At 68.8% G+C, this 17011-nt stretch carries 18 protein-coding genes; 8 read left to right on the forward strand and 10 right to left on the reverse strand.

The window, feature by feature from the left end; translation table 11 throughout:
- Window positions 1–18: 18 nt before the first annotated feature.
- Entirely contained in the window at window positions 19–777 is a 759-nt protein-coding gene (locus AAHB17_RS16045; protein ID WP_342131643.1) for a LytR/AlgR family response regulator transcription factor, read from the reverse strand.
- A 201-nt stretch (window positions 778–978) separates the two neighbouring features.
- Here AAHB17_RS16045 and argH point away from each other — a divergent pair, with 201 nt between their 5' ends.
- Window positions 979–2430: an argininosuccinate lyase gene (gene argH / locus AAHB17_RS16050; RefSeq protein ID WP_342131644.1), complete on the forward strand. Its 1452-nt coding sequence runs from the start codon at window positions 979–981 to the stop codon at window positions 2428–2430.
- Between the two features lie 6 nt (window positions 2431–2436).
- Here argH and AAHB17_RS16055 read toward each other — a convergent pair whose 3' ends face one another.
- Both AAHB17_RS16055 and AAHB17_RS16060 read right to left on the reverse strand, forming a co-directional pair.
- Window positions 2437–3609, reverse strand: a complete 1173-nt coding sequence (locus tag AAHB17_RS16055; RefSeq protein ID WP_342131645.1) for a cytochrome P450 — start codon at window positions 3607–3609, stop codon at window positions 2437–2439.
- Entirely contained in the window at window positions 3606–4589 is a 984-nt protein-coding gene (locus tag AAHB17_RS16060; protein WP_342131646.1) for a tripartite tricarboxylate transporter substrate-binding protein, read from the reverse strand. Before AAHB17_RS16060 ends, AAHB17_RS16055 begins: the two co-directional genes overlap by 4 nt.
- Before the next feature lie 123 nt (window positions 4590–4712).
- Between AAHB17_RS16060 and AAHB17_RS16065 the strand changes: the two genes are divergently transcribed.
- The 5 genes from AAHB17_RS16065 (at window position 4713) to AAHB17_RS16085 (ending at window position 8495) form a co-directional block, all read left to right on the forward strand.
- Entirely contained in the window at window positions 4713–5642 is a 930-nt protein-coding gene (locus tag AAHB17_RS16065) for a LysR family transcriptional regulator (RefSeq protein WP_342131647.1), read from the forward strand.
- 46 nt (window positions 5643–5688) lie between these two features.
- The gene (locus AAHB17_RS16070) at window positions 5689–6183 is read left to right on the forward strand and encodes a hemerythrin domain-containing protein (RefSeq protein WP_342131648.1); all 495 of its coding nucleotides are present in this window, start codon (window positions 5689–5691) and stop codon (window positions 6181–6183) included.
- Between the two features lie 25 nt (window positions 6184–6208).
- Window positions 6209–6610, forward strand: a complete 402-nt coding sequence (locus AAHB17_RS16075) for a hypothetical protein (protein ID WP_342131649.1) — start codon at window positions 6209–6211, stop codon at window positions 6608–6610.
- An 80-nt stretch (window positions 6611–6690) separates the two neighbouring features.
- Entirely contained in the window at window positions 6691–7242 is a 552-nt protein-coding gene (locus AAHB17_RS16080) for a DUF4256 domain-containing protein (RefSeq protein WP_342131650.1), read from the forward strand.
- Window positions 7243–7337: 95 nt separating this feature from the next.
- On the forward strand, window positions 7338–8495 hold the full coding sequence (locus AAHB17_RS16085) for an alpha-hydroxy acid oxidase (protein ID WP_342131651.1): 1158 nt from the start codon (window positions 7338–7340) through the stop codon (window positions 8493–8495).
- Between the two features lie 17 nt (window positions 8496–8512).
- On the opposite strand, the gene soxB is transcribed toward AAHB17_RS16085, so the two are convergent.
- The 7 genes from soxB to soxC all read right to left on the reverse strand — a co-directional run bounded on the left by soxB (window position 8513) and on the right by soxC (window position 15078).
- A complete protein-coding gene (gene soxB / locus AAHB17_RS16090) occupies window positions 8513–10234 on the reverse strand; it encodes a thiosulfohydrolase SoxB (protein ID WP_342131652.1) in 1722 nt (573 codons plus the stop codon).
- 75 nt (window positions 10235–10309) lie between these two features.
- Window positions 10310–10957 (reverse strand): sulfur oxidation c-type cytochrome SoxX, encoded by a 648-nt coding sequence (soxX, locus tag AAHB17_RS16095; RefSeq protein WP_342131653.1) that lies wholly within the window; start codon window positions 10955–10957, stop codon window positions 10310–10312.
- A gap of 15 nt (window positions 10958–10972) precedes the next feature.
- Complete coding sequence (gene soxA, locus AAHB17_RS16100; protein WP_342131654.1) at window positions 10973–11770, reverse strand: sulfur oxidation c-type cytochrome SoxA; 798 nt, start codon at window positions 11768–11770, stop codon at window positions 10973–10975.
- Window positions 11771–11818: 48 nt separating this feature from the next.
- The gene (gene soxZ, locus AAHB17_RS16105) at window positions 11819–12130 is read right to left on the reverse strand and encodes a thiosulfate oxidation carrier complex protein SoxZ (protein ID WP_342131655.1); all 312 of its coding nucleotides are present in this window, start codon (window positions 12128–12130) and stop codon (window positions 11819–11821) included.
- A 41-nt stretch (window positions 12131–12171) separates the two neighbouring features.
- Entirely contained in the window at window positions 12172–12627 is a 456-nt protein-coding gene (gene soxY, locus AAHB17_RS16110) for a thiosulfate oxidation carrier protein SoxY (protein ID WP_342131656.1), read from the reverse strand.
- A 49-nt stretch (window positions 12628–12676) separates the two neighbouring features.
- A complete protein-coding gene (locus AAHB17_RS16115) occupies window positions 12677–13744 on the reverse strand; it encodes a c-type cytochrome (protein ID WP_342131657.1) in 1068 nt (355 codons plus the stop codon).
- A gap of 2 nt (window positions 13745–13746) precedes the next feature.
- Window positions 13747–15078: a sulfite dehydrogenase gene (gene soxC, locus AAHB17_RS16120; RefSeq protein WP_342131658.1), complete on the reverse strand. Its 1332-nt coding sequence runs from the start codon at window positions 15076–15078 to the stop codon at window positions 13747–13749.
- Window positions 15079–15274: 196 nt separating this feature from the next.
- Between soxC and AAHB17_RS16125 the strand changes: the two genes are divergently transcribed.
- Together AAHB17_RS16125 and AAHB17_RS16130 are read left to right on the forward strand one after the other, a co-directional pair.
- Window positions 15275–15877, forward strand: a complete 603-nt coding sequence (locus AAHB17_RS16125) for an SH3 domain-containing protein (RefSeq protein WP_342131659.1) — start codon at window positions 15275–15277, stop codon at window positions 15875–15877.
- A gap of 9 nt (window positions 15878–15886) precedes the next feature.
- Window positions 15887–16996: a M48 family metalloprotease gene (locus AAHB17_RS16130; RefSeq protein ID WP_342131660.1), complete on the forward strand. Its 1110-nt coding sequence runs from the start codon at window positions 15887–15889 to the stop codon at window positions 16994–16996.
- Window positions 16997–17011 lie beyond the last annotated feature (15 nt).

Consider the following 17011-nt stretch of genomic DNA (forward strand, 5'->3'; position numbering starts at 1 on the left):
CAGGACGGTCGCGCGAGGCTAGCGCGCCCCGCCCTGCACCACCTCGCGCAAGGCCGGCAACTGGCGGCGCGAGACGGCCAGGCGCTCGTCCACGCCATGCAGGGCGACTTCCCAGCCCTCGCCATCGCTGCCCGAGGCCGAACCGCCGTGGTGGCGCTCCAGCGCCCGCAAGGCCGCGCGGGCCACCAGCGCGTTGCGGTGCACGCGCACAAAACGCTCGGGGAAACGCGACTCCAGATCGCTGAGCGAGCCGTCGTAGATGTGGCTGCGCACGCGGGTGCGCACGGTCACGTATTTCAGTTCGGCCTTGAGGTAGACCACGTCGCTCACCGGCACCCGCTCGATGCGGCCACGGTCCTGGATCAGCAGGTGATCGGGGGCCTCGGTCGCCGGCTCGGCCTGGGCCGCCCGCCAGCGCAGCGCCTTGGCCAGCGCCTGCTGCAGGCGGTCGCGCCGCACCGGCTTGGTCAGGTAGTCGACCGCCTCCAGGTCGAAGGCCTGCAACGCGTGTTCGGCGTGGGCCGTGACAAACACCACCGCCGGTGGCGCGGCCAGCGAACGGATGGCCTGCGCCAGCTTGAGTCCGTCCATGCCGGGCATGTGGATGTCCAGCAGCACGAGGTCACAGGCCTGTGCCCCGAGGAAATCCAGTGCCTGCTGTGCCTGCGCCGCCTCGCCCACCACCGTGGCGGCCGGCTCGCTGCAGTCGGCCAGCAGATCACGCAGGCGCATGCGGGCCAGGGCCTCGTCGTCCACCAGCAACACCTTCAACGTCATCAAGCTCTCCTTTTGGTTTTTTGCCCACCGGCACTCCCTTCCTCTCCCTCGCCAGCCATGGGCCCGGCCCCGGGACGCCGGGGCGCCGCCGAAGGCCGATAAAATTTGAGCTTCGTCCATTTGGGGCCACAGCGGGCTCCGGCCCCGGCGCCAGCGCCAGCACAAGCGGCTCACCGCTTGCACGCACATCCAGCACACACCATGTCTTCCAACCAACTCGACACCAAATCCCAAGCCTGGTCCGCCCTATTCTCGGAGCCGATGAGCGAATTGGTCAAGCGCTACACCGCCAGCGTGTTCTTTGACAAACGCCTGTGGCTGGCGGACATCACGGGCAGCCTGGCCCACGCGGAGATGCTGGCCGCCCAGGGCATCATCGCCGCGGCCGACCGCGACGCCATCGAGCGCGGCATGGCCCAGATCCGCCAGGAGATCGAATCGGGCAGCTTCGAATGGAAGCTGGACCTGGAGGACGTGCACCTCAACATCGAGGCCCGCCTGACCCAGCTGGTGGGCGACGCGGGCAAGCGCCTGCACACCGGCCGCAGCCGCAACGACCAGGTGGCCACCGACGTGCGCCTGTGGCTGCGCGGCGAGATCGACCTCATCATCGGCCTGCTGGCCGACCTGCAGGGCGCGCTGCTGGACGTGGCCGAGAAGAACATCGACACCATCCTGCCCGGTTTCACCCACCTGCAGGTGGCCCAGCCGGTGAGTTTTGCCCACCACCTGCTGGCCTATGTGGAAATGTTCAGCCGCGACGCCGAGCGCATGAGCGACGTGCGCCGGCGCACCAACCGCCTGCCGCTGGGCAGCGCGGCCCTGGCCGGCACCACCTACCCGCTGGACCGCGAGCGCGTGGCCCGCACGCTGGGCATGGTCGACGAACAAGGCATGGCCCAGGTCTGCCAAAACAGCCTGGACGCCGTCAGCGACCGCGACTTCGCCATCGAATTCAACGCCGCCGCCGCCCTGTGCATGGTGCACATCAGCCGCTTCAGCGAGGAGCTGATCGTCTGGATGAGCCAGAACTTCGGTTTCATCCGCATCGCCGACCGCTTCACCACCGGCTCCAGCATCATGCCGCAGAAGAAGAACCCGGACGTGCCCGAACTCGCGCGTGGCAAGACCGGCCGCGTGGTCGGCCACCTGATGGGACTGATCACCCTGATGAAGGGCCAGCCCCTGGCCTACAACAAGGACAACCAGGAAGACAAGGAGCCGCTGTTCGACACGGTGGACACCTTGAAGGACACGCTGCGCATCTTCGCCGAGATGGTGGGCGGCCAGCCCAACCCGGCCACCGGCCAGAAGGAAGGCGGCATCACGGTGAACGCCGTGGCCATGGAGGAAGCGGCCAAACGCGGCTACGCCACCGCCACCGACCTGGCCGACTACCTGGTGAAGAAGGGCCTGCCCTTCCGCGACGCCCACGAAACCGTGGCCCATGCCGTCAAGGCCGCCACCTCGCACGCCTGCGACCTGTCGGAGCTGCCGCTGGCGGTGCTGCAGGGCTTCCACCCGTCGATCGAAAAGGACGTGTACGAGTGCCTGAGCCTGCGCGGCTCGCTCAACGCCCGCAACACCCTGGGCGGCACGGCACCGGCGCAGGTGACGAAGCAGCTGGCGCGCCACCGCGCACGGCTGGCCTGACCGGCGTCAGGACAGCAGCCGCACCGGCAGCTGGTAAGGCCCGATCTCCGGGTAGGGGCAGTACAGCACCTCGCCGGTGATCTCCAGGCCGGCACAGGCCTGCAGCAACTCGTCGAGCGCGACCCGCAACTCCAGGCGTGCCAGGTGCGCGCCCACGCAGAAGTGGGGGCCGCGCCCGAACGCCAGGTGCTCGCCGATGTTGTCGCGGTCCAGGCGGAAGGTGTCGGGCTCGGCGAACACGGCCGCGTCGCGGTTGGCGCTGGCATAGGTCAATGCGATCGGCTCGCCCGCCGCGATGGAGCGCCCCCCCAGCACCACATCGGCCAGCGGCGTGCGGGCAAACCCACGGTAAGGGGTGTAGAGCCGCAGGAACTCCTCGACCGCCGCCGGCAGGCAGGCGCGATCGCCGCGCAGGCGCCGGTGCAGGACCGGATCGCGGGCCAGGTGCTGGGCCATGCTGCCCACCATCACCATGGGTGCCACGATGCCCACCACCAGCACCTGGCGCACCGTGCCGACCACCATCTCGTCGGGCAAGGCAGCACCGGCCACCCGGGTGGCCAGCAAGGCGCTCACCGGGTCCTGGTCGACCGGCAGGGGCCGGGCCTTGCGTTGCGCGATCAAGGCCCTGGCCATGTCGTAGAGCACCAGGCTGGTCCGCTTCATCGCCTCGCCGTCGAAGGCCTGCACCGCGCGGATGAAGGCCGGGCCGGCGCTCAGCAGCTGGGCTTCCAGTCTGGCGTCCAGGTTCATCCAGCGGCCGAACACCCGGACCGGAAAACGCGCCGAAAAGTCCCCGCACAAGTCCCCCCCGCCCTGCGCCACCAGCGGCGCCAGCGCGTCGCGCACCAGCTCGCGGACCATGGGCTCCAGCGCCGCCACACGCTCCGCCGACAGCAAGGGATTGAGCGCCGCCCGATAGGGTGTCTGCTCGGGGGGATCGAGGTGCAGCGGTGGGCGCCGGCCGGTGAACGCCACCTTGGGCACCACGTTCTGCACCGTGGTGCTGAAGCGGGTGTGGTCGGCCGCCACGCGGGCGATGTCGGCGTGGCGGGTCAGGGCCCAGAAACCGCCGAGCGCGTCGGTGTGCGCCACCGGGCAACGTCCGCGCAGCTCGGCATGGGTGTGGCGGGCCTGCTCGGCGGTCTCGCCGTGGGGGACATCGAAATCGGGGGTCATGAAGCCTCTGCGGAAAAGCCGATCTTTTTCACCCAGACCCGCCACTCCTCGCTGTCGGCGCGGATCATGGCCTGGAGCTGCTGGGGCGTGGACGAAGCCACCTCCAGGCCCAGCTTGGCCGCGCCTTCGACCAGGTCGGGCTGCTGCAGCGCGATCTTGAGGTAGGCCGCCACGCGGGTGGCCACCTCGGACTTGACCTGGGCCGGCAGAAACAGGCCAAACCACTCCTGCCCATCCAGCGGCACGCCTTGCTCGCGGTAGGTGGGCACCGAGGGCAACAGGCCGCTGCGGCCGGCGCCGGTGACCGCCAGCACGCGGGCGCCGCCGGGCACCAGGTGGGGCATGACCGCGCCGATGGGCGAGGACATGGCGGCGATCTGCCCACCCCGCAGGTCCTGCAGCCCGGGCACCGAACCGCGGTAAGGCACATGGCGCAAGGGCGCCTTGAACTGGTGGGCGGCGGCGGCCACCACCAGGTGCGGGATCGCCCCCGTGGCCGGGGAACCGTAGGTGGCCTGGTCCGGGTGGGCGCGCCCCCAGGCCATGAAGTCGTCCAGCGTCTTCACCGACTCCGGCACCAACGGGCCCACCGCCAGGGCGAAGTTGGTGTAGGCCATCAGCGACACCGGGGTGAAGTCTTCCGCGGGGCGGTAGGGCAGCTTGCCGTAGGTGTGCGGGTAGACCGAAAAAAAGGTGGACGGCGTCATGAGCAGGGTGGCGCCATCCGGAGCCGCATCGCGCGTGGCCATCAAGGCGATCTGGCCCGCCGCCCCGGGGCGGTTTTCCACGATCACCGTCGGCGCGTAGCCGCCACGCAGCTTGTCGGCCACTCGGCGCAGGAAGCTGTCGCCAGCGCCGCCGGCCGGTGCGCCGATGAGCAGCCGGGCACTGGCCACCTGCTGCGCCCAACTGGTGCCAGCGGCCAGCGCCGAGCCCGCCAGCCCGGCGGCGGCCCGCAAACAATCGCGTCGATCAAACATGGGGATGTCTCCGTCTTGTGGGCATACAAAGCCGCACTGTAGAGACAATCTGGATTAAGTGAAATTCATATAATTTTCACCACTGCAATATCTGGCTTTAGTCAAAAATCCCCCCAACCCGCCATGACCGATCCGCTTGACCAACTGCGTCTGCGCGACCTGATGCTGCTGGAACACATCGCCGGGCTGGGCACGCTGCGGCGCGTGGCCCAGACCCTGCACGTGACCCAGCCGGCGGTCACGCAGATGCTGCACGGCCTGGAACGGGCCATGGGGGCCGCCCTTGTCGAACGCGGCCGCCGGGGCGTGAGCCTGACCGGCGCCGGGCAAGCGGCCCTGCTGCGCCTGCGCAGCGCGCGCCAGGAGCTGGAGCAGGCCCGGCTGGCGGCCCAGCGCCATGGCCAACCCATGCTGCGCCTGGGCGCCACCCCCATCGCCACCCTGCGCCTGCTGCCCCAGGCGATCGAACGACTGGTCGCGCTGGCCCCCGATGTCCGGATCACGCTCACCGAGGCCGGGGTCCACCGGCTCTGGGAGCAGTTGGCCGATGGCCGCCTGGACGCCGTCGTCGGCCGCCTGCCCAGCGACGCACCGCCCCTGGCCGGCCTGCGCTACGAACGGGTGGGCGAGGAACGCATGGTGCTGGTGGTGGGACGGCAGCACCCGCTGGCCTCCCAGGCGCGCGCGCCCCGCGGGCGCCACGCCTGGCAACGGGTGCTGGCCCAATGTGCCTGGGTACTGCCGCCCGACAACGGACCGGCCACCCAGAGCCTGCGCGAGTGGTTCAGCACCGCTGGCGTGGCCGTCCCCGTCCCCCAGGTCGTCTCGGGCGCCTACCAGGCCTCGCTGAACATGGTGGCCAAGGCGCCCCTGGTGACCCTGGTCCCCGAGACCGCCGCCCGCATGCAGGCCGAGGCCCTGGGCTTGCAGCTGCTGCACACGTCCTGGCCGCCACCCCGGGTGCAACTCGTGTTCGCGGCGCGCGAGGCTCACTGGGCGCTGGTGCCCATCGCCAGCCTGCGCACCTGCTTCCCCGCCACCACGCCGCCTTGACCTGCGTCAACGCGACCGCACCACCTTGGCCTTACCCTCTTGCCCCATGACCACCGCCACCGCACCCTCCCCCGCCACCCTGGCCTGGACCACCGAACTGCACACCGGCGATGGCCGGATGGACGAAACCCACGCCGAGTTCGTCGAGCAGCTCAACACCTTGCTGGGCACGCCGGCCGACGCGCAACTGCCGCTGTACCAAGCCTTCCTGGCGCACACCCAGGCGCACTTCGACCAGGAAGACCGCTGGATGCTGGCCACCGGCTTCACGGCCGAGAACTGCCACGCCATGCAGCACAGCTCCATCCTGGAGACCATGCGCGCGGTGGAAGACCACTACCGCCAAGGCGACACCGACATCATCACCCGCCTGGCCGAGGCGCTGGCCGAGTGGTTCCCGCAGCATGCCGCCAGCATGGACGCCGGGCTGGCCCAGCATTTGCGGCAGGTCGGCTTCGACAGCGGCACCGAAACCCTGGCCGACCCCGCGGCCATCCGCCCGGCCACCATGAGCGGCTGCGGCAGCGTGAGCTGCAGCTGAGCCGACTGGCGGGCAGCCACCGGCCATGGACACCGACGTCCTGCTCCGCGTCCTGTCGCTGTGCCTGGCGCTCGCGGGCACGGAAACCCTGCATGGCATCGCCCGCACCCTCTATGCCAACCCGCGCCTGGGCAAGGCACGGGCACTGAAGCTCAGCGTCGTCTCTGGCACCCTGCTGGCCCTGGGCGTGTGCTGGCTGCTGGTGCCCGGCCTGGGCTTGCGCACGCTGGGCGCACACCTGCTTCTGGGCCTGTTCCTCGCGCTGTTCATGGCCCTGTTCGACATCGCTCTCGGGCGCTGGCTGCTGCATCGCCCCTGGCCCAAGGTGCTGGCCGACTTCAACCCGGCCACCGGCAACCACCTGAGCTATGGGCTCGTCTGCCTCGTTGGCCTGCCCGCGCTGGTGTGGCAATGGCGGGGTGGATAGGTACTCCGGCCTGCGACGGTGTGGGGTGGCCTGGGTGAGGGTTGACAATGGCGCCGATGGAACACAAAGGAAGGTGAACCATGGGTCTGACCCCCGCACACATCGGCGCACTGCTCGCCACGCTGAAAGCCCGGTTCGGGCAGAACATGCACCGGCACCCTGGCATGGACTGGGCCTGGGTCCCATCGCGGCTGGAGGCCCGTCCGGCCCAGTGGGCGCCGCTGCATGCGATGGAGAACACGGGCGGTGAACCGGACGTGGTGGGGTGGGACCAGCAGACGGGCGAGCTCATCTTCTGCGACTGTTCGCCGGAAAGTCCCGCCGGACGACGGAGCCTCTGTTACGACCGCGAAGCGCTGGAATCCCGGAAGGACAACCGGCCCGAGAACTGCGTCATCGACATGGCCTCGGCCATGGGCATCACCCTGCTCACGGAGGCCGAGTACCGGGACTTGCAGCGGCTCGACCCCCTGGATGCCAAGACCTCCAGCTGGATCGGCACCCCGGCCGACATCCGGCAGCTGGGCGGCGCCCTGTTCTGCGACCGCCGCTACAACACCGTGTTCACCTACCACAACGGCGCGCAGTCCTACTACGCCGCCCGGGGCTTTCGCGGTTCATTGCGGGTGTAGCACGCAAATTTTTTCAAGCCACCGGTGCCGCGTTTCACGGCGGCCGGCGGCCCCCTCCGCTACCATTCGCGCCACACCCACGAGGAGACCCGCGAATGACCGTCATCACCAACATCGAAGACCTGCGCGTGCTGGCCGAGAAGCGTGTGCCGCGCATGTTCTACGACTACGCGGACTCCGGCAGCTGGACCGAAGGCACCTACCGCGCCAACGAGGGCGATTTCCAGCCCATCAAGCTGCGCCAGCGCGTGGCGGTGAACATGGAGAACCGCAGCACGGCGGTGAAGATGGTGGGCGTGGACGCCAAGATGCCGGTGTGCATCGCGCCCGTGGGCCTGACCGGCATGCAGCACGCCGACGGCGAGATCCACGCCGCGCGCGCGGCCGAGAAGTTCGGCATCCCCTTCACCCTGTCCACCATGAGCATCTGCTCCATCGAGGACATCGCCAGCCACACGGCGTCGCCGTTCTGGTTCCAGCTCTACATGATGCGCGACCGCGATGCGATGGCGCGCATGATCGATCGCTGCAAGGCGGCCAGGTGTTCGGCCCTGGTGCTCACGCTCGACCTGCAGGTGATCGGCCAGCGCCACAAGGACCTCAAGAACGGCCTGACCGCGCCGCCCCGCCCCACCCTGGCCAACATCGTCAACCTGATGACCAAGCCGCGCTGGTGCCTGGGGATGGCGGGCACCCGCCGCCGCACCTTTGGCAACCTGGTGGGCCATGTGAAGGGCGTGAGCGACATGAACTCGCTGGCCTCGTGGACCAACGAGCAGTTCGACCCGCGCCTGAGCTGGGCCGACATCGAGTGGGTCAAGCGGCAGTGGGGCGGCAAGCTCATCCTCAAGGGCATCATGGAGGTCGAGGACGCGGTGCTGGCCGCCCAGCACGGGGCCGACGCCATCGTGGTCAGCAACCACGGCGGGCGCCAGCTCGACGGTGCACCCAGCAGCATCCACGCCCTGCCGGCCATCGTCGACGCGGTCGGCGACAAGCTCGAGGTCTGGATGGACGGTGGCATACGCAGCGGCCAGGACGTGCTCAAGGCCTGGGCCCTGGGCGCGCGCGGCACCATGATCGGACGCGCCATGGTCTATGGCCTGGGCGCCATGGGCGAGGCCGGCGTCACCAAGGCCCTGCAGATCATCCACAAGGAGCTGGACGTGAGCATGGCCTTCTGCGGCCACACCAACATCCAGAACGTGGACCGCTCGATTCTGGTGCCGGGCACCTATCCCGTGCCTCGGTAAAACGCCAGCGGCTGCGCTCAGGCCAGTCCAGGGTTGCCGTCCACGCCCAGCAGCTTGGGTTGATTGACCTTGAGCTGCTTGATGACCTTCTGGTCGCGCAAGTAGCCCGCCACCACGTCCCAGATGGGTTCGCCCAACACGCCCTCCTGCACCGAGGCCCAGCCGGCCACCTTGTAGGTCTTGCCGGCCTCGACGGGCCTGCCCTTGAGCGTGAGGTTGTTGATGCGCTGGCCCATGGGCGCGGTGGGCGCGCAGGTGTACTGGAAGCCCCCCACGCGCACCATGTCGCCGCCTTGCTGGTAATAAGGGTCGGGGTTGAAGATGTTGTCGGCCACGTCCTCCATGATCTCCTTGACCTGCGCGCCGGTGAAGGTGTTGAGCGTGGTGGCGGGGTAGGTCACGGCCATCTGGTCCATCATGCGTTCGTAGGTGATGGTGTCGCCCGGCAGCAGGCTGGTGCCCCAGCGCACGCCGGGCGAGAAGGCCGCGTCGGCCCCCTTGACCGCCATCAGCGCGTCGCAGATGAGCTGGTCCCAGGAGCCGTTGAAGTTGCCGCGGCGGTACAGCGCACCTTCCGAGACCGCGAGCTTTTCGTCCAATTTGGCCTGGTAGGGTGCGCGCACCTGGGCGATGAGCGCCTCCATCGCCTTGTCGGCCGGCAGCAGGTTGGCGAACACCGGCAGCAGCTTGTAGCGGAAGTCCTGCACCCGTCCGCCACGCACGTCGAAGTCCAGCACGCCCAGGAACTTGCCGTTGGAGCCGGCGTTGGTCACCAGGGTCTGGCCGCCCGCGTTCCTGACGATCACCGGCGCCGGCATGCCGTCGTGGGTGTGACCGCCCAGCACGGCGTCGATGCCGCGCACGCGCGAGGCCATCTTGAGGTCCACGTCCATGCCGTTGTGCGACAGCACCACCACCACCTGGGCGCCCTTGGACCGGGCCTCGTCCACCATCTTCTGCATGTGCTCGTCCTGGATGCCGAAGGTCCAGTCGGGCACCAGGTGGCGCGGGTTGGCGATGGGGGTATAGGGAAAGGCCTGGCCGATGATGGCCACCGGCACGCCATGCATCTCCTTGATGACATAGGGCGCGAACACCGCGTCGCCAAAATCCGAGGTCGTCACGTTCTGCGCCAGGAAATCGATCTGGCCCTTGAAGTCCTTCTCGACGATCTCCTGCACCCGCTGGGCGCCGAAGGTGAACTCCCAGTGTGCCGTCATGACGTTCACGCCCAGCAGCTTGCAGGCGTCCACCATGTCCTGCCCCCGGGTCCAAAGCGACGTGGCCGATCCCTGCCAGGTGTCGCCGCCATCGAGCAGCAGCGCGTGCGGGCGCGAAGCCTTGAGCTGCTTGACCAGCGTGGCCAGGTGCGCGAAGCCGCCCACCTTGCCGTAGGTGCGGGCGGCATGGTCGAAATCGAGGTAGCTGAAGGCGTGGGCCTGGGCCGTGCCGGGCCGGATGTGGAAGTGCCTGAGCAGTTGCTCCCCCACCAGGTGGGGCGGGCGGCCCAGCGCGCCGCCCAGGCCCAGGTTGACGCTGGGCTCGCGGAAATGGACGGGGGTGAGCTGTGCGTGGCAGTCGGTGAAGTGCAGAAAGCTCACGTTGCCGAACCGGGGCACGTCGTACAGGCGCTCGCCGGCACCGGGCGCGGCGGCCAGCGCAGCGCCGTGGTCCAGGGCCAGGCCGGAGGCGCTCGCCACGGCGAGCAATTGCAGGAACTCACGTCGGCTGAAGCTCATGGGGGGTCTCAACAGGTGGCGGCCGGTGGCGGGCCTGGAAAAAAGGGCCTTGCAGCGGCAAGGCCCGGGGCGTGGTCACCGGTTGACCGGCGACTGGGGATCGAGCAGCAAGGCCATGATGTGTTTGAGCTGCTGCTCGTTCAGGATGCCGGCGTGCCCGACGCGCGGCATTTGTGAACAAGCGTTGTAGGCCCGTGCGTTCCACAGCTTGCCCCAGGTGTACCCCACGATGGCCTGGGACGCCGCGGCATGGGGGTCGCTGACCCCACGCAACTTGCCGTAGTTGTAAAGACTGGGGCCCAACGTGCCGAAGGAAATCTCTTCCTTGCTGATCTGGTGGCAGTTGTAGCAGTTGCCGCCGTTGGCGGTCTTGGCGTCATCGGTCCAGGTCAGGCCACGGCCGCTCTGGGCCAGGGCTTCGCCCTGTTTCCAGTCGCCCAGAAAGCGGCCATCGGCGGGCAACGGGATGGTCTTGAGGCTGGCCGCCTCGATCGCCCGCGCCAGCTTCTCGTCCAGCGGCCGGCCGGCGGTGTCGGCGGCGCTGCACAGGCGGTTGGCCTCGTCCTGGTCCAGGCGGTCGAGCTTGGCGATGCCCTTGTCCTGGAAGGAGGTCTTGAACATCTCGGCCGCCATGCGGTCGTGGTCGGCCGGCGTGGGTGCCGAGCCGCAGGCGACCAGCAGCACGGCCAGGATGGGCAGCGTTGTCCAGGTGGTGTGTTTCATGCGCGGCTTCCGGCTTCAGCGTTTGATGGTGGGCACGGCCGATTCGGCGCCCTTGGCGTTGACGCCCATGTAGACGCCCAGCGCGATAGTCACGTCGCTGGCGAACTTGGGCTCGGGGAAACGCTGCTGGCGGAAGCAGTCGTTGAGGCGCAGCTGCATGCTCCACATCTGGCCGTTGGAGACCCGGTAGGCCGGCCAGGCGGCAAAGCCGATGCCGTCGCCCGGGTTCTTCGTCAGGTTGGGCAGGTCCTGCAGACGGATGCGCTTGTCGTCGGCCCCGTGGCAGGTCGCGCAGGCAAAGTCGTGCGTGCCGCCCCGCTGGAAGAAGGCACGTTTGCCCAGTTCGTAGAACTTGCGCTCCTCGGCATGGGCCTGCGGCAGGTCAAAACGCATGCCCTTGGACTCGGCCGCGATCCAGGTGGCGAGCGCGGTCACGTTGGCCATCTCGCCGCTGCCAAACGGTGTTTTCACGATGTCGGCCGCGTTGAAGCCCTGCAGGGTCTCCATGCAACTGACGATGCGCGACTCCAGGTCCTGCATGCGCCGGGTGTCGGCAAAGTAGCGCGGCAGCGTGACAAAAGCCCCTTTGACCACGCCAGGTCCACGCCCCAGGTCGCAAGCCTCCAGCGACACCTTCTTCGGGCCGCGCGCCTCTTTCCACAGTGCCTCGCCCTTCATCTCGAACAATTCGGCCGGGTTGCCGTCCTGCAGCATCTCGCGGTACTTGGCGATGCCCTCGGCCGTGCTCTGTGCCCAGGCGGCAGTGCCCCCGGCGGCCAGCACCAGGGTGGTCGTCCAGACGGTCAGCTTCATGTGTGTCTCCTGTTCTTCTTGTAGGTGGCACGCGGCGCCACCGGCCCGTCAGGCGATGGCGGCTTCGTCGGTGCGGCTGTCGCCCTTGGTGTCCACCCACTTGACGGTGATCTTGTCGCCCTTGGCGCCGCCCTTGAACTTGAAGGACAGGAAGGGGTTCTGCGCGACGGCCGTGCTCCACTGGGCCTTGAGCACGCTCTTGCCATTGTGCGTGGCCTCCACATCGGTGATGTAGTGGGCGGGTATGGTCTCGCCAGCGGCGTTCTTGCGCTGGCCGGTTTCCATCACGTGGGACATCAGCACGCGGACTTCGGTCACGCCGTCTTTGGCGGCGGCGCGGATGCGCATCGGATCTGCCATGGTGTTTCTCCTGGGTGTTCGTGGAAGGATGGGCGCAGCGGTCAGCCGCCGCAGCCGCCGAGGGTGACCTTGGTTTCCTTGGTGGCCGAATACAGCTTGCCGTCGGCCTTGACGATGGCGATCACGTTGCTGCTCTGGCCCATCTTCAGGCGGGTCTGCACGCTGGACTCGGTGCCGGCGGGAATGAAGAACGAGGCCGCCAGGGGGTTGGGGTTCTTCTCCACCAGCAGGTGGATTTCGGTCGTGTTGGGCAGGTTGCTGGTGGCACCCACCGGCACCACCGCGCCGTTCTCCGCGATGTCGGGCGCGTTGATGCTGACCTGGTTGTTGGTGGCCGGCGTGCCGCCCACGGCCTTGACCGCATCGGCAAAGGTCTTGGCTTCAAAGCCGGCACGGTTGGCCTGGGCCAGCGCCTGCTTTTCGGTGATCAGCCCCAGCGCGACCAGCGTGCCCAGGGCGCCGGAGGTCTTGAGGACGGAACGGCGGTTGTTGTTCATGCGGAACTCCTTGAGAAAGTTGTGGAAGCTTACGTCCATCACGGGTGCGTCACTGGGAACCTGCGGCAATCCATTGGGCCAGGGTCCTGGCATCGGTGTCCGACAGCTGGGGCTGGGCCGGCATGGGCACACTGCCATACACCCCTGATCCGCCGGATTTGATTTTGTTCACCAGGTAGGCCTCCAGGTCGGCGCGGCCCTGGTGTTTGGTCGCCACCTCCATGAAGCCCGGCCCGACGATCCGGTGGCTCACACCGTGGCACGCGGTGCAGCCATGGGCCACGAGCAGGCCCGGGGCGCCGGCACCCGCACGGGCCACCACCACGGGCGCCACCGACGGGCCGCCACGCGTGGGCAAGGCCGGCGGCGCGGGCCGGGTGGTGTCGGCCCCGCGCACCGGGCCGACCACACGGTTCTGCAGCGCGATGTTGCCGTGGGCGTCGCGGGCGAAGTCAGGCAAGGCCGAGCGGATCTGCGCGTCCACCGGGCAGTCTTTCATGCAGGCGACGTTGTTCACGTCGCCCTTGCCGCGGGTGTTCCACAGCGGTTCGTGGAACACCATGCCGTTGCGGTTGGGCAACCGTTGCTGCGCCTCGGCGATGTTGCGGTCGCTCAGGGTGAAGTCGGCCGGCACCACCTCGGCCAGGTGCAGCAGGTAGGCCGTCACGCCATAGACCTCCTCGGTCTTGAGCGTCTTGGGCGCGTTCCAGGGCATGGCGCGGTTGATGTAGTCCCACAGCGTCGACAGCGTGGCCACTTTCATCATGGTGGTTTTCTGCGGCACGATGCTCTTGCCCTCCTCCAGGCCCTTGACACGGCCGCTGGCGATGTCGGCGGGGGTGGTGCCGCCGATGATGGGAGTGAACACCTCGTTGGACTCGCCAAAGCTGCCGTGGCAAGAGGCGCACTTGGACTCCCACACCGTCTCGCCCAGGGCCACGCTGCCGGCGCCCGGGGGCAGGCCCTTGAAGTCGGGCCGCACATCGATGTCCCAGGCCTTGACCTCGGCGGGCGTGGCGTCGCGGCCGATGTGCTGCCAGGGCTTGGGCTGGGCCAGGGCGGGCGCCCCGATCAGGGCGGCCAGCACCAGCACCGCCAGGGATTTGATCGTCGGCATGGTCAGTACACCTGCACGTTGGAGACTTCGCCGTTGGCCGACACCCGCCAGGACTGGATGGCGTTCTGGTGGTAGATCGAGCGGGTGCCGCGCACGGCGCGCAGCTGGTTGATCTTGGGCTGCACGTAGCCGGTGCTGTCGATGGCGCGGCTTTGCAGGATGGCTGGCTGGCCACCCCAGACCCAGTCGATGTTGAAACGGGCCAGCGCCTTGGGCAGCAACGGCCCCTCCAGGCGCGCGGTGCGCCAGTTGCGCCCGCCGTCCACGCTCACGTCCACCCGCTTGATGCTGCCCCGGCCCGACCAGGCCAGGCCGGTGACGTTGTAGAAACCCTTGTCCAGCAGCGTCTGCCCGCCCGAGGGCGTGGTGATCACGCTCTTGCATTCCTGGACGCCGGTGTACTGGCGGTGCGTGCCGTCGGGCATGTGGTCGATGTAGTGGATGGCCTCGTCCTTGGTCGCCCACTTCTGGTCGCCCACCTCGAGGCGGCGCAGGTACTTGACCCAGCTCACGCCCTGCACGCCCGGCACCACCAGGCGCAGCGGATAGCCGTTCTCGGGGCGCAGCATCTCGCCGTTCATGGCCCAGGCCACGATGCAGTCGTCCATCGCGCGTTCAATGGCGAGGGTGCGCGTCATCGACGAGCCGTCGGCGCCTTCGGCCAGCACGTAGCGCGCGGCCTTCCTGTCGTAGCCACACATCTCCAGCAGGGTGGACAACAGCACGCCGGTGAACTCGGAGCAGCTCACCATGCCGTGGCTGTACTGCACCGTGGGCACGGCCACGTTGCCCCACTCGGTGGCCGAGTTGGCGCCACATTCGATGAAATGGATGCGCGAAACGCTGGGCAGGCGCATCAGGTCGTCCATGGTGAAGACCCGCGCCCGCTTCACCAGGCCATTGACCATCAGCCGGTGCTGGCTGGGATCGATGTCCCACCAGCCCTGGTGGTGGCGTTCGAAATGCAGGCCGCTGGGCGTGATGATGCCGAACAGGCCTTGCAGCGGCGTGAAACTCACCGAGGCCTGGTTCACCCGCGTCAGGCCCGGGCTCTGGCGGCGCTGCAGATTGGCCTCCCACTGGCTGGGCTTGCCGTAGCCATCGGTCGCCACCGGGAGGCCCAGGCCGGTGCTGTGCGCGGGCAACTGAAGAATGGCCGCCTCGCCCTCGGACGCCACGGCCCGCGCCGACGTGGCCACACCCGCGCCCATGGCCAGGGCAGCGCCCATGAAACGTCGGCGTGCCTTGCGTGCCAGCTCCAGCGTCCCGGCATCGAGGAAGTGCTCGGGCGCGGGCCGGACACGGCCGATGGTTTGACTCAGATCTTCCGACACAACGTGTTCCTTGTTCGGGTGAAGGCTCCACACACCGGCGTCATCGGCCGGCATTGAGGTTTTAACTATATTCGTACTTGCTGATATTCAAATGCGAACAAACCCTGATACGCGTCCCTGAACGCCACCACCGACCTGGCCTGGCGGTGGCCCACCGGCATAGGCACCACCCCCTACAAACGTTAAACTTTCTTAAATGCGCCAAGTCGGCGCCGTCAAGGTGTTCCATATGGGTTTTGCGCGGGTGAGTCGGTGGGGTTGGCTGCTGTCCTGGGTGCTGGCGGTCAGCCCCTGGGTGTCGGCCCAGGAGGTCTTCACGGTCAAGCGCGACGTGGAGCTGCGTGAGGGGCCGCAGGCCAACGCCAAGTCCACCCGGCTGCCGGCCGACACCACGGTGACCCGCCTGGAGGACCGCCAGGGCCCCTTCCGCCGCGTGCGCACCAGCGACGGCAAGATCGGCTGGCTGCACATGTTCGACCTGCAGGGCAACGCGCCAGCGGCCGCCACCACAGGCAACAGCGGCACCAGCGCCCTGCGTTCGCTGGGCCAGGCCTTCAGCCCCAGTGGCGCCACCTCGGGCACCGTGGCCACGTCCACCGTGGGCATACGCGGCCTGGACGCCGACGACCTGGCCAAGGCCAGCCCCAACCTGCAGGCCGTGGACGCCGCCGGGCAATACAAGGTGAGCGAGGCCCAGGCCCGCCAGTTTGCCCAGCGTGCGGGTTTCAAGTCGCGCCAGGTGGCCGACCTCGACCCGGTCACCCCGACCGCCCCGGCTTCGGCCATCCAGGCCCAGTGAGGCAAGGTCATGAAGCACACCACCTCCACGTCCTTGAACCCGCGTCTGCGCCGCCCTGTCGTGCGCCTGGCCCAGGGCCTGATCGCCGCCGCCAGCCTCAGTGCCTGCGTGGCCACCGCCCCCACCACGGGCGGCAACACGGGCAGCAGCGGCTCGATGGGCGACGCCCTGCGCTCGCTGGGCGCCAGCGCACAATCGGCCACCGCCGCCATGCCGGCCATCGCGACCGCCCTGCCCATCGGGCCCGGTGGCCAGTCGGCCAACGATGCCATGGGCCTGATACAGCTGCTGGCGCAGTCGGTGGAAAAAATCGACGAACCCAAGGAAATCGAGATCGGCCGCAACCTGGCCGCGGTGCTGCTGGGCGCCAAGCCCGCGCTCAAGGACCCGCGCACCCAGCGCTACGTGAACGAGCTGGGCCGCTGGCTGGCGCTGCACTCCAGCCGCCCCCACCTGCCCTGGCTGTTCGTGGTGCTGGACGACGGCGGCGTCAACGCCTTCGCGGCCCCCGGCGGCTTTGTGTTCGTCACCAAGGGCCTGCTGGACAAGACCCTCAGCGAAGCCGAACTCGCGGGTGTGCTGGCGCACGAGATCGTGCACATCGAGAAAAAGCACCACCTGCTGGCGCTGGCCAAGTCGGCCCGCGCCAGCCTGGCCACGCAGCTGGCCGCCAGCCAGGTGCGCAACCCCGTGGGCGGCGTGGTGGCCTCGCAACTGATGAACCTGGGCAAGAACCTCTACAGCAAGGGCCTGGACCGCAGCGACGAGTTCGAGGCCGACAGCCATGGCGTGTCCATCGCCACCCGCGCGGGGCTGGACCCCTTCGGCCTGCCCACGGTGCTGCAGACCCTGTCCACCGTGCGCCCGGACGATCCGGCCTACCTGCTGGCCCTGGCCACGCACCCGCCCACCACGCAGCGCCTGGCCTCGCTGCAGGCGGCCATGGGCCGGCGCTTTGACGACTACGCGACGGCGCGGCCGGTGGCGGTGAAACAGCGTGTGAGCCTGGCCAGCGCCACCCCCGCCAGCGCGGCGCCCGCCACGCCGGCACAGGCCAAACCCGCGGTACCGGCATCGCCTCCCGCCACCAAGGCACCCGCCAAGAAATCACCGTCCTGACCGCCCCTGGCGCGC

Source organism: Hydrogenophaga sp. OTU3427 (assembly GCF_038440225.1).
In the GTDB taxonomy this organism is placed as follows: domain Bacteria; phylum Pseudomonadota; class Gammaproteobacteria; order Burkholderiales; family Burkholderiaceae_C; genus Hydrogenophaga.